8 protein-coding genes and 2 rRNA genes are annotated in these 12,467 nt (G+C 47.6%); 7 read left to right on the top strand and 3 right to left on the bottom strand.

Annotation, left to right across the window (positions count from 1 at the left end; translation table 11 throughout):
• Positions 1 to 143 (top strand): 23S ribosomal RNA (locus G9U52_RS08120); the annotation flags it as partial.
• A gap of 182 nt (positions 144 to 325) precedes the next feature.
• Positions 326 to 442: ribosomal RNA gene (gene rrf, locus G9U52_RS08115) — 5S ribosomal RNA — on the top strand.
• 210 nt (positions 443 to 652) lie between these two features.
• On the opposite strand, the gene nagA is transcribed toward rrf, so the two are convergent.
• Genes nagA through G9U52_RS08100 form a run of 3 tightly spaced genes read right to left on the bottom strand, consistent with a single transcriptional unit; the run spans position 653 to position 3,445 of the window.
• A complete protein-coding gene (gene nagA, locus G9U52_RS08110; RefSeq protein ID WP_207952838.1) occupies positions 653 to 1,861 on the bottom strand; it encodes an N-acetylglucosamine-6-phosphate deacetylase in 1,209 nt (402 codons plus the stop codon).
• A complete protein-coding gene (gene nagB, locus G9U52_RS08105; protein WP_166148085.1) occupies positions 1,858 to 2,586 on the bottom strand; it encodes a glucosamine-6-phosphate deaminase in 729 nt (242 codons plus the stop codon). Before nagB ends, nagA begins: the two co-directional genes overlap by 4 nt.
• Positions 2,587 to 2,602: 16 nt before the next feature.
• Positions 2,603 to 3,445: a MurR/RpiR family transcriptional regulator gene (locus G9U52_RS08100; protein WP_166148080.1), complete on the bottom strand. Its 843-nt coding sequence runs from the start codon at positions 3,443 to 3,445 to the stop codon at positions 2,603 to 2,605.
• A 260-nt stretch (positions 3,446 to 3,705) separates the two neighbouring features.
• Here G9U52_RS08100 and G9U52_RS08095 point away from each other — a divergent pair, with 260 nt between their 5' ends.
• The 5 genes from G9U52_RS08095 (at position 3,706) to G9U52_RS08075 (ending at position 12,363) form a co-directional block, all read left to right on the top strand.
• Positions 3,706 to 4,383: a response regulator transcription factor gene (locus G9U52_RS08095; protein WP_166148078.1), complete on the top strand. Its 678-nt coding sequence runs from the start codon at positions 3,706 to 3,708 to the stop codon at positions 4,381 to 4,383.
• Positions 4,380 to 5,753, top strand: a complete 1,374-nt coding sequence (locus tag G9U52_RS08090) for a sensor histidine kinase (protein WP_166148076.1) — start codon at positions 4,380 to 4,382, stop codon at positions 5,751 to 5,753. Before G9U52_RS08095 ends, G9U52_RS08090 begins: the two co-directional genes overlap by 4 nt.
• A 343-nt stretch (positions 5,754 to 6,096) precedes the next feature.
• Positions 6,097 to 9,189 (top strand): efflux RND transporter permease subunit, encoded by a 3,093-nt coding sequence (locus tag G9U52_RS08085; RefSeq protein ID WP_166148074.1) that lies wholly within the window; start codon positions 6,097 to 6,099, stop codon positions 9,187 to 9,189.
• Between the two features lie 13 nt (positions 9,190 to 9,202).
• Positions 9,203 to 10,459, top strand: a complete 1,257-nt coding sequence (locus G9U52_RS08080; protein WP_166148071.1) for an efflux RND transporter periplasmic adaptor subunit — start codon at positions 9,203 to 9,205, stop codon at positions 10,457 to 10,459.
• 89 nt (positions 10,460 to 10,548) lie between these two features.
• Entirely contained in the window at positions 10,549 to 12,363 is a 1,815-nt protein-coding gene (locus G9U52_RS08075; RefSeq protein ID WP_166148069.1) for a hypothetical protein, read from the top strand.
• Positions 12,364 to 12,467: the final 104 nt, after the last annotated feature.

Raw genomic sequence — 12,467 nt, 5'->3', positions numbered from 1 at the left:
AAGCATCTAAGCGCGAAGCCCCCCTCAAGATGAGATTTCCCAATTAGTAAGACCCCTTATAGACGATGAGGTAGATAGGTCCGGGGTGGAAGTGCCGCAAGGCATGGAGCTGACGGATACTAATCGGTCGAGGGCTTATCCAAAGGAAGTCCCCCCTGAAGTGCAAGCTAAAGGGGGTGCGTTGCTCGACGCAGAGTTGTTGGTTTCGGATCTAGTTTTCAAGGTACAAACCTTGGATGCAAGCCTTTAGGCAGGCCATTGCAGCTATTTAGTTGCGAGGCAGGCAGATGAGTTTGTTACATGAGCTTTCTAACGAAAGCAACCGTTTGGTGATGATGGCAGAGGGGAACCACACGTTCCCATCTCGAACACGACCGTTAAGCCCTCTAGCGCCAATGGTACTTGAACCGCAGGGTTCTGGGAGAGTAGGACATTGCCAAGCACAAGTATGAAGAGTCTTTCTGGATGAAAATCTAGAAAGACTCTTTTTGTTTATGGTTAACGTATTTTGTTTATGATTAACGTAATAACACCAATAGCGTGCACAGGCACGCTATTGGTGTTGGATGAATGAAACAGCTAACCGTCAATCCAAAACATGCTCAAATTTTAGCTGCGCTTCGACCAGCAGCACACCTGCCTAAAGGCGAGATTAGCGGATAGATCGACCGCCAATCCAAACATGCTCGAGCTCCAGCTGCGCATTGAGCAGCAATACATCCGCCTGGAGGCCAGGCATGAGGGAACCAGTGGTTCCCTCAATGCCGAGCTGTCTGGCGGGGTTGGCGCTCGCCATGCGGCTGGCATGCTCGATGCGGATGCCAGCGTTGAGCACGGCAAAGCGCAAGGCAGCGATCATCGTTAAGGTGCTGCCGGCAAGGCTGTCGCCTTCCTTGAGGCGCGCGACTCCGTCGCGAACGATAACGGAGAGCCCGCCGAGCTCGAATTCGCCGTCGCCTAGGCCTGCGGCTGACATCGCATCGGTGATGAGAAGCATACCCTCGGGCCCTTTGGCTTGCGCAAGTAAACTGATGGCTGCCGGATGCACATGATGGCCGTCAGCGATCACCTCGGCCATAATCGCCGGATTGCCCATAACGGCACCGACAGTGCCTGGTTCCCGGTGATGCAGCCCACGCATCGCGTTGAAGGTATGTACAGCATGGCTTAGACCATGCTGTACAGCAGCTTCAACTTGCGCATAGGTAGCATCGGTATGGCCAAGCGCAGCTATGATCCCCTGCTGGGTTAGCGCTGTTATATAAGCAAGCGCACCTTCGGTCTCAGGCGCGAGAGTCTGCATACGGATCGTTCCAGGGAACCGATCCGTCCAATCGGCAAGCCACGCCAGCTGTGGGGCTACAATATGCGACGGGTTTTGGGCTCCGCACCATTGGTCGCTGATAAAGGGTCCCTCTAGATGCACGCCGAGGATCTGGGCGAAAGGCATGGCGGCTTGCTTGCGGTAAGCAGTAACACGCTTAAGCACCAGATCCAACTCTGTTTTCGGCGCCGTAACGGTTGTGGCTAGCATTGTGGAGGTGCCGTGCATCGCGTGAAACCGCGTAATGATATCCAGCTCGGCTGCATCGGCATCCATAAAGTCGTGCCCATAGCCGCCATGGACATGCACATCTATAAAACCAGGGAGTACCCAGCCACCTGCACCATCGATTTTTTCTGTGAGTGCATCATTTAATTTCCCAAACGCCGCCTCGAAAGTCGCTTGGGTTCCCATTGCTTCGATACGGCCATCCACCCAATAAATCCAGCCATTCATCAATGTCGTATCGGCAGTTACAATATTGGCGTTATATAAGAATGTTGTTTTCGGATTGGTGTTCAACGTTATAGTGTTCATTGGAGTAAGCTCCCCGCTTCGGAATCTAGAAGTACGACTAAGTGTGGATGTGTTTGCAGCAGTGATGCAGGGCAATCCGTTGTGATCGGGCCGGTTAAGGCACGGTGGATGATCTCGGCTTTATCTTGGCCCTTTACGATGAGGAGGATCATTTTGGCTTTTAGTATAGTGCCTACACCCATAGTTAAAGCATGAGTCGGTACTTCACCAAGCGATCCAAAATACCGCGCATTCGCCTGCCGGGTTTCCTCGCGTAGCTCTACAATATGAGTACCGCTGATTAAGGCATGGTCGGGCTCGTTGAAGCCAATATGCCCATTGTGCCCGAGACCGAGCACCTGCAGGTCGATTTGCCCCGCTTGATCAAGCAGGCGATCGTAGCTTTGGCATTCTGCTACCAGGTCAGGCGCGTTCCCATCGGGAATATGCGCTTGGCTGCGCGGTAAATCGATAAAGTCGAACAGATGAGTATTCATATAGCTGCGGTAGCTTTGCTCATGCTGCTCAGGCAATCCGACATACTCATCGAGGTTGAAAGTAGTTGTATCTTGGAAACGAACGATCCCTTGTTGGAAGCTTTTCACAATTTCTTGGTAAATTCCCACGGGGGTCCCTCCTGTAGCAAGCCCGAGAATAGCGCGTGGATTTGTTTGTACCAAACCGGTAATGATGCCGGCACCGGATTCGTGGAGCTTTTGATGAGAGTCGAAGGTTAATAAATTCATGAGACAGCTCCTGTTCTTAACGGTATTTTTTGACCATATGAAATGAATTTTCCAAGCGGGGAACCAACTCACCAAACTGTTGGCTGAGCAAGCCAACAAATAAAATGTCGATTACATGCAGTTGGGCAATGCGTGAAGCCATGTCCCCGCGGCGCATACCTTCCTCAAGTGTTGAAGTGAACAAGCATATATCGGCAAGCGAGGAAAGGGTGTGGCTACCGAATTTGGTGAGTGAAATAGTGGTGGCACCGTTCTCGGACGCACACTTTAAGGCAGCGATCGTTTCCGCAGTTTCCCCTGAATAAGAAATACCAATTGCGACATCGCCCATGGTTAGGCTCGAAGCAGAGGTAACCTGCATATGGGGGTCGGAAAAAGCGACACTGCGCTTGCCAAGCCGTACGAGCTTTTGATAAAAATCCTGCGCTACTAGTCCAGATGTAGCTACGCCATACAGGTCAATCTGCCTTGCTGTGGCTAAGGCGTCTATGGCTAGCTGAAGCTGCTTCATATCGAGCAATCGGGTCGTATCGGTGATCGAGCGCAGGTGGTTGGCTTCCATGGCTGTTACAATATTGGTAAGTGAGTTGCCTGCGATAATGTCTTGGTAGGACTGTGCATCAGGCGGTCGGGCCAACTCAGCGGCCAGCTTAATTTTAAACTCGGTAAAACCAGCAAAATGAAAAATTTTGCAAAAGCGTGAAATCGTAGCGGTACTGCTGCCGGACGCCTCAGCCAATTTGGTGATGCCCATTTGGGCGATGCTGGGAGCATGCTCAATGATATAGGCGGCCAATAGCTTTTCTTTGCGGCTCATTACCGTTATTTGCTCTTGGATGGCACTGATGATTCCTGGCATAATAGATAACCCTCTTTATAAGAAAAAATGAAAATAATTTACTTAATATTAATATTAAAATGAAAATAATTTACATGCTAACTATATCTAATATCCGTATGATTTTCAAGAAGAAGTTATTTCTTTTACCTAGACTGATTTTTCTTTTGTCCAAGACTGCTTTATGCCTAAACTTAATTTAACCTGTTTGTCATGTTATAATAGATCATCAATCAAGTACGGGTTGGAGCTGGCTTGCAGTATGGATGGAGGGTTAAAGCATGGCAACCATTATGATCGTCGATGATGAACTTCATATCCGTGAATTAATGAAGGTTTATATGCAGCAGGAAGGCTTTGAGGTGGTGGAGGCCGAGAATGGTGTGGAAGCTTTGCATAAGATAGAGCGTACCCGCATTGACCTCGTTATTCTTGATATTATGATGCCGCAGATGGATGGTTGGGATTTGTGCATTGAGCTGCGCAACCAATTTCCAGATCTGCCATTGCTAATAGTAACTGCCAAAGGCGAGACCGGGCAGAAGGTAAAAGGCTTCCAACTGGGGACGGACGATTATTTGGTGAAGCCCTTTGACCCTGAGGAATTGGTCGTGCGAGTGAAGGCATTAATGAAGCGGTACCGCATCGAGGCTTCCCAAAAGGTGCAATTTGGAGATGTCGAGCTGAATCGGCAAAGCTTTGAGGTGATTAAAAACGGAGAGCGGATCACACTGCCTTTAAAAGAGTTTGAGCTGTTGTTCAAGCTATTCAGCCATCCCAATCAAATTTTTACACGCAACCAGCTGATCGAACAAATCTGGGGGATGGATTATGAAGGCGACGACCGGACTGTAGATGTTCATGTCAAAAGGCTCAGGGAGCGGTTTCCCGAAACGGATTCGAGCTTTGCGATTGTAACGATCCGTGGGTTAGGCTATAAGCTTGAGGTTAAGCCATGATCAAAACCTTGTATGTTCGAGTGGTGCTTACTTTTTTGGCGGCGGTCATATTTGGCTTGGTGTCGTCGTTTTTTTTAACAAGCTTTTTCTATTTCAATCTGGTTCGGGCAGAAGTGCAGGATGAGATGGACAATGACGGACGGGAAATTGTGCAGATGTATACGTTACTAAGCAGTGAGATTAAATCAGAGTATTTGAAAAGCTCAGGATTGTTAACAAACTATTACATCAGCTTGTATGACGGAGAACAAAATAGGACCGTACACGGAGCTTCCGCACCAAAGGAAGAGGTTCAACTCTCTCATCAGGAAATCAGCCAGGTTCTGAATGGAAATACATATCGCAGTGTAATCGGTTTTCCGGATAAGATTGTAGTGGGTATTCCTTTTGTGATGAATGAAGAACGCTTTGCGATGTTTTTTCAAAAGGGCAACAGGGAAGGCATTCTGCAAAAAGAGATCTTTACGTCGCTGTTGCTTACTTTATTTATGGGGAGCTTATTTATTTTCGTAGCTGCACGTTATGTGGTCAGACCATTAAGGGAAATGACGGATGCCACTAGAAGGATGTCCAAGGGTGATTTTAATATGGACTGGAAGCTGATAAAGCGTAAGGATGAGCTGGGTGTGTTGGCACTAAGCTTTAGAGAAATGGCTCGCAGCTTGAAGCAGCTGGAGCAGATGCGGCAGGATTTTGTATCCAATGTCTCCCATGAAATCCAGACTCCATTGACTTCGATATCTGGGTTCTCCAAGGTGCTTCGCAATAGGCTGATGACGGAGGAAGAGCGCATCCACTATCTTGATATTATTCAATCGGAAAGCGAGCGGCTTTCCCGTATGAGCGAGAATTTGCTTAAGCTTGCTTCACTGGAGTCGGAGCATCATCCGTACCAGCCGCATACCTACGATTTGGATGAACAGATCCGCCGCGTCATCGTGTCTTGTGAGCCGCAATGGTCAGCCAAAGAGATCGAATTTGAATTGGCGATGGCCAGCATCAAAATTAGCGCCGATGAAGACTTGTTAAACCAGGTCTGGATCAACCTGATTGGCAACAGCATCAAGTTTTCGCCTAAGCATGCGACGATTCGGATTGACGTCAAGCGAACCATTAATGAGGTTATTGTAAGCATCGCCGACCAAGGCATAGGCATTTCCAAGGAGGACCAAGGGCGAATCTTCGAGCGGTTCTACAAGGCAGACAGGTCTCGCACAGGGGAACAAAGCGGGAGTGGGCTTGGGCTTGCCATTGTTAATAAAATTGTGCTGCTGCACAAAGGGCGGATCACTTTGCAGAGTGCATCTGGTGAAGGCTCGATCCTGACAGTCACGTTGCCGAGCGTACCTTCCGATTTTCCAACCCTTTAGGGATGATATGTGCTGCCGTATAGGCAAGACAAAAAAAGAACCTCCACCCCTTCTATAGAGGATGAAGAGGTTCTTTTGCTTTCATTTGGGATGGATTCTTCTTGGTTGTCGAAAATCGCTATTCCATTATATAGGCAGGAAACATCTGAGGGGGTTAATTAAATTTTTGTTCATATTGAGTTCATATTGGTTCTGTATGCTTAAATGCAAATACTTGGAAAGGCTTGCTAAAGAAATTTCCTAATGAATGCTTAAACGACCAGCTGAAACCATTCAGCCAATTTAGTATGTCGTCACCAAGATAGATGGGTTACGTTATGAATAAATCGAAGGAGGGGAACTCATGAACCAATTTACTAACTTCTCCATGAAAAATGTAGCAGCGATTTTCATTATTGTCGCTTTGCTTTTGGGAGGAGGGATCTACTCGGCATTCACGATCAAGGTGGAAAATATGCCGAATATTTCATTTCCGGTAGTACTGATTAGCACTTCCTATCCAGCTTCCCCTACAGATGTAATGAGGGAAGTAACGAAGCCTATTGAGGACAAAATATCCAATATTGAAGGCTTGGACACGATGACCTCCACTTCGAGCGATAATATATCCACGGTTATCGTTCAATTCGAGCAAAGTGTTGACATTGATAAGAAGAAGCAGGAGGTTGAAAGCCTCATTCAAGAAGTAAGGCTGCCAGATTCTGCGGCTAGGCCGAAAGCCTCAACCTTCGGCTTTGCCTCCATCCCTGCTTATTATTTGGCGGTATATGCCGAAAGCGGAATGAGCCAGACAGAGCTGGATAAGATGTATGAGGATCAAATCGAACCTGGCTTGCTTTCCATTCATGGCATTGACCATATAGATTCGATTGGCTCCAGAGAAACATCACTTGATATCGAGCTGGATGCCGATGCTCTCACCAGCTTCGGATTGACGCCTACTCAATTGAGCACCTCCTTACGAAACACGTTAACTAACGGAGCCATCGGCACGGTTGAATTTAACGGTAACACGAAGGTGGCTCGCGTAACGGGCAATATTGACAGCTTGTATAACCTTGAGAATATGGAAATTGCCGCAGGCAATGGCAGTACCTTGCAGCTCAAGCAGGTCGCTAAGGTAAAGGCGGTGACCGAATCCGAGTTTATCGCGCGTTTGGATGGTAAGCCAGCCCTTGGTATTCATTTATATAAAACGAGCAATGCCAATGCAGTTGATTTCTCGGATGAAACCGATAAGCTGATTGAGAATTGGCAAACGACCTTGCCAGGTATTACCTTCAAAACGGTCTATAACAGCGCCGACCTAGTTAAAGAATCGATCAATGGCATGCTGAAGGAAGGAATAATGGGGGCAATTCTGGCTTCCTTGATGATTCTAGTCTTTTTACGTAATGTCCGAATGACTATGATCGTTCTGGTTTCGATACCCTTGTCGATTATGATTACGCTACTCGTCATTTCGCAATTTGGCATCACATTAAACACGATGACGCTTGGTGGCATATTTATTGCAGTCGGTCGGGTCGTCGATGATAGTATCGTTGTTATTGAGAATATATATGCATCTTTGCAAAAAGCACAGGAACGGAATGAATCGGTCATTAAGCTGGCTACTAAGCAGGTATCCATGGCGATTACTTCGTCAACGCTCGCGACAGTTGGGGTGTTTGCTCCAATCGGGATGGTTAGCGGGATCGTCGGAGAGTTGTTCCGCCCGTTCGCGATTACAGTTGCTTGTGCGATGCTAGCATCACTGCTGGTGGCCTTGACGGTCATCCCAATGATGGCCAAGCTGCTTGTTTTGAACAGTAAGATCACCCACCATGAGGAAGGCAAGCAAGGCAGATTGATGTCGTTATATGAAAAGGTTTTGAAATGGTGTTTGTCCAATCGGGTGAAGACCCTTATTCTTTCAGCATTGATCTTTGTCGTATCGATCGCGGCTATTGTGCCGAATCTGGCTGTGAGCTTTATTCCAAGCGGCAGCTCGGAGCGGCAAATGAGTTTTTCCATTAAGCTTCCTAATGAAACTTCCATTAATGGAACGGATCAGATTTCCAAGGAAATCGAAAAGATTATGCAAGAAGCTAAAGATGAGTCGGGCAATCCATTATTCACCTTCGTAGAAGCCTTTGTTGGATATAGCGGTGGTGAAGACCAAGTATCCAATATGGCCGAGATTTATACAGAGGTTAATGAAACGGCAGACCCGGATCAGGTGAAAAAAGACTACAAGGAAATTATTTTATACGAGCTTCCCAAAGGCTCAGAGGTGACACCTAAGTCATTAGCAGGCGGTGGTGGCGGGATTTCCTCAACAGACTTCACTTATTCCTTAAAAGGCGATAACCAGCTCTTATTGGAAGAAGCAGCTATTGTGATCAAACAGAAATTAGAGAATTATCCGGAGCTTAGTGAGGTAGAGGATTCGCTTAGTGATTCCAAAACTCAGCTACAGATTACCGTCGACCAGAGCAAAGCCCGTACTTTTGGGCTAAGCACATCACAAATCCGTGATACGGCGCGTAGCTGGATCACCAAAGAGCAGCTTGGCGATATCCAATTTGATAATATCACGTATACCACAACCGTCCAGTTGACGAAGGCGGACAAAGATTCGATTGAGAAGATCGGGAAGATCCCGTTGAAAACAGCCACAAATACAACGATCTATTTGAATGAGGTTGCGAAGCTGACAGAGGTTGAAGCGCCTCTATCACTACATCGTGAAAGCAGGGAGCAGGTTTTGAGTATAACTGCCAAAATCGATGCCGTGAACAAGTCGGCGGTTAGCGCTAAAATTACTACCGAATTAGGCCAGGTTGCTTTACCGGATGGTATAAACCGTGAAGTGAAAGGGGTAAGTGCAGATATTAACGAAAGCTTCAGGCAGCTATTCGTGGCGATGGCTGTAGCTATCGCAGTTGTCTACCTAGTCATGGTACTGGCATTTGGTAATGCAAGTGCGCCGTTTGCGATATTGTTCTCCTTGCCACTTGCGGCCATTGGTGGCTTGCTGGGCTTGCTTATTACCAGGCAGGCGCTTGATGTCACTTCGATGATCGGTTTTATGATGCTGATCGGTATCGTTGTTACCAACGCGATCGTGCTCATAGACCGTGCCCAGCAGTTGCGCAACGAAGGCTACACGGTACGTCATGCTTTGGTTGAGGCTGGTATTGTCCGGTTGAGGCCTATTATTATGACGGCTGGCGCTACGATTATGGCGATGATGCCGTTAGCGCTTGGATTTACTAAAGGCACCTTGATCTCCAAAGGGCTGGCAGTAGTTGTAATCGGAGGATTGACGACCTCCACCTTGTTGACGCTTGTCGTTGTGCCTGTTGTATATGAATTGATCGAAGCGATGAAAAACCGTTCGGGCCAATGGTTAAGCCGGAAGCCCAAAGCCAGTAAAACTTTAGAAGGATAGGGGGACAACCAATATGAACAATGAAAAGACAGCTAATAGATTGGTAAGCGGTTTGCGGACCGCCGCTATTATTCTGGCTGCCACAGTCGTAGCCGTTGGCTGCTCGGCGCCTCCGCCCGAGCAGTCATCAGCGGTTGCTAATCTGCAGAATAGGCCGATTAAGGTGGCGACCATTACGCAGCATAGTATGAGCGAGCCTAAGGAGCAGGTGGCAGAGGTCAGCGCAGCGGTGCAAATTGATGTGCTGCCCAAAACCGGCGGACAGGTGCTGCAGGTACTAAAAAGGAAAGGGGAATCGGTCCAGCAGGGCGAGGTGATCGCCCGGCTTGATTCACGGGATGCACAGCTGCAGGTGCAGAAGGTGGAGCAATCGCTTAAAAGCGCGGAAGAAAGCTTACGCCAGTCCATTGAGAACCAGAACAATAGCAGGATCGATCTGGAAAGCTCACTTGTTAAGGTCAATGAGCAGGTAAATAGTATCCAGCAGGAATACAATAAGGTGCGAAATGATTTTGAGGCAGGAACCGTTACTAAACGCCAGGTGGATCAAGTAGAGACTCAGTTGAATAATGCCCGCCTGGATGTGCAATCGGTCCAAAACAAAATTGATGCTTTAGATAAAACCAATCCAGTCGCCTCGCAGGAATCACAGCTGGCTACTGCCCGGATCAGCTTACAGGATGCCGGTAATACAGTTGCCAACTACGAGGTTAAAGCACCAATCACGGGTGTGTTAACGGATATGAGTGCAGAAGTAGGCATGAATGTCTCACCCTCTGCCAAGATTGGTTTGGTTCAACAGCTGGATCCAATTAAGATCAAAGCCGATCTGACGGAAAACTCCGTCAAGCTGGTGGGCAGCAAGCAGGAGCTTATCTTTTATAGTGCAGATAATCCCGCGAATAAGCAGACCGCTAAAATAACGTTCCTTGCAAGCCAGATGAATGATACAACCAAAGCGTATCCCATTGAGCTGGATGTAGCGAATCCTGATGGCTCCTTTAAGCCTGGAACCCGTGTCCAACTACAGTTGACCAGTCCGGAGGAGGAACAGGCGCTTGCCGTTCCTAGCCTTAGTATTGTGAGAGAGGGCAGCGATGCATTCGTCTTTATTCTCAATGGCGACCAGGTCGAGAAGCGTAAAATTAAGATCGGGCGCATCAAGGATGCGTTCCAGGAAGTAGTGGAAGGCCTGAAAGCAGAAGAATCTATCGTCGTTTCTGGACAGCATCAATTGAAAGATGGGCAAAAGGTCGAAGTAGCGAAATAAAGGCAGCATGTACTTAAGGAAAATAACGAAAACCAAGTAGAGCTTACGAGGTAGGTTTTCTACGAAAACTTTTAGGAGGCTATAACAACATGAAAACTTTAAAAACCATTAAAACGGTACCTTACAATTGGAAGTCAGCTTTAGGAGGCACTCTGCTGTCACTCTCGCTCGCTCTCTCAGCTATCCCTGCCGTGGCATTAGCGGATGGCAATCCGGTGCAGGTTGTAGCTATCGCAGGGCAAGCCGTAGAAGCTGCTACCTATCCATTGACAGAATCCATCCAAGCCAATATTAAAAGCATGTCCATCAGCAAATCAGGCAATGTTACAAGCATAGGAGCGGTTGTTCGCCTACAAAATCAAACCACCTTGCTCAAACGCGTTCCTGACTATGAAATTCGGGTGAAGACCTCCGATGGTAGTGAATACAAGCTTACGACTAGCGCGGCGAATCCCAAGTCAATGCTGGCTATGGAGAAAGTAGAATTAACTGGGATGGTTACGTTAGACCGTCCAGGCGATGTAACAGTGACGGACGTTTCTTTTGTCGAAGTGGATGAGTATGTGTACCCCAAGGCAGAAACCTATGTACTTACGATCCCTGTAACCAATGTATGGAATAGCGCGAAGCCGGACATTACAGATCCTGCTTTTGTCAAAGCGTGGGGAGACACTTTCACGATACCTGAATCTCCATCGCCGATTAGGTTTACCCCTTCGAGCTTAACCAAACAAACAGATGATAAAGGCGCGCATATCCAAGTCATTACGCTATTGGCTGAGAATCCAGGAACAGCAGGCGAAGCCTTACCGGAATTCCGGCTTGACGGTAAAGCAGGTGAGCTTTTATATACAGGTAAACCTGCCGATTCGAATCCTCTTACTTTAGCGGCAGGAGACCAGAAATATATCCAATATATTATCCCTACGGATCAAGATATAGATTTGCAAAGCTTGTTGCTCATGACCAAAGAAACCTTCGTGGTGGCTGGAGCTGCGGCGGGTGCTGCTGGCAGTGCAGCATCGGCTGGTCAATCGACCAACCCAACGTTTGATATGGGTCTCCTGAAGATTGGCGTTCCTACAGCAGTGAGCTCGCCAGTTCAACTGCTGCCAGCCTATGCGATGGGTACAACGATTCCGGTAGATCCGTTAAATCGTCTCTTGGATTTGGGCACCCAGGTTTCCTTGATGGAGCTGCATATGCATGAGAACCCGGGATCGGGCTTTAAAAGTGTAGTTGCTAAATTCAGGCTGCAAAATACAAGCGGTGAAACAGTAACACTACCTGAATTCCAAACGGAGTTAATCGGCAGTGATGGAGCCAGCTATTCAGGCACTAGACAATCGGCTGTTGCCGCTGAGCTTATGCCACACCTTGGCTACGTAGTGAGCTATTCCTATATGGTTCCTGCCTCCGAGAAAGGCGATAGTCTAGGAATGAAACTATTGGACAGCAAAACCACAGCACCTTATAGCACCACTATTGGTGGATTCCAGACAGCTGTGCAGGCAGTTGTAGAGGATAGCGAACTCATGAGCTTCTATCCATTCGATGTAAAGTTGAATGACTGGACGATGTCTGCATATACGAATGCAGGCATACCTGTTACCTATTCGTACAAGCTGAAGCTGAACTTAACGGTTGAGCGTGTCGAGGATGTGGTTGTCGATGCGAATTTCTCCAAATTCACCATTGAGCTTGTTGATGGGCTTGGCCGTACGCTCGGCTCCCAGTCCGTTCCTTTCAGTGGAAATGATATGCTGATTAGCGGTGAGCAAACCATTCAAATTAACAATATCAAAACAGAACAGCAGGAATATCCGCTTACCATTAAATTGTATGAAACAATTACAACACCTAATGGCGAAGCGAAGCGTCTTGTGAAGACTTTACAGCAATAAGCTTGGCTCGGCAGCTTTATATTCGATAGCCTTCCTTATATGGCGTGCTTATTGCCGCCCCAACCATCCCTCTTTGCTTTCGGTAAAGAGGGATGGTTTTTTTG

Source organism: Paenibacillus agricola (assembly GCF_011440305.1).
GTDB classification, from domain to species: domain Bacteria; phylum Bacillota; class Bacilli; order Paenibacillales; family NBRC-103111; genus Paenibacillus_S; species Paenibacillus_S agricola.
Note: the sequence above shows the minus strand (reverse complement) of the source record. Positions and strands in the feature narration are given on the sequence as shown.

Bases quoted from the DNA above. Each gene is read 5' to 3' on its own strand.
- G9U52_RS08085 (WP_166148074.1), top strand. From the start codon at position 6,097: ATGAACCAATTTACTAACTTCTCCATGAAAAATGTAGCAGCGATTTTC.
- G9U52_RS08075 (WP_166148069.1), top strand. From the start codon at position 10,549: ATGAAAACTTTAAAAACCATTAAAACGGTACCTTACAATTGGAAGTCA.
- nagA (WP_207952838.1), bottom strand. From the start codon at position 1,861: ATGAACACTATAACGTTGAACACCAATCCGAAAACAACATTCTTATAT.
- nagB (WP_166148085.1), bottom strand. From the start codon at position 2,586: ATGAATTTATTAACCTTCGACTCTCATCAAAAGCTCCACGAATCCGGT.
- G9U52_RS08090 (WP_166148076.1), top strand. From the start codon at position 4,380: ATGATCAAAACCTTGTATGTTCGAGTGGTGCTTACTTTTTTGGCGGCG.
- G9U52_RS08100 (WP_166148080.1), bottom strand. From the start codon at position 3,445: ATGCCAGGAATCATCAGTGCCATCCAAGAGCAAATAACGGTAATGAGC.
- G9U52_RS08095 (WP_166148078.1), top strand. From the start codon at position 3,706: ATGGCAACCATTATGATCGTCGATGATGAACTTCATATCCGTGAATTA.
- G9U52_RS08080 (WP_166148071.1), top strand. From the start codon at position 9,203: ATGAACAATGAAAAGACAGCTAATAGATTGGTAAGCGGTTTGCGGACC.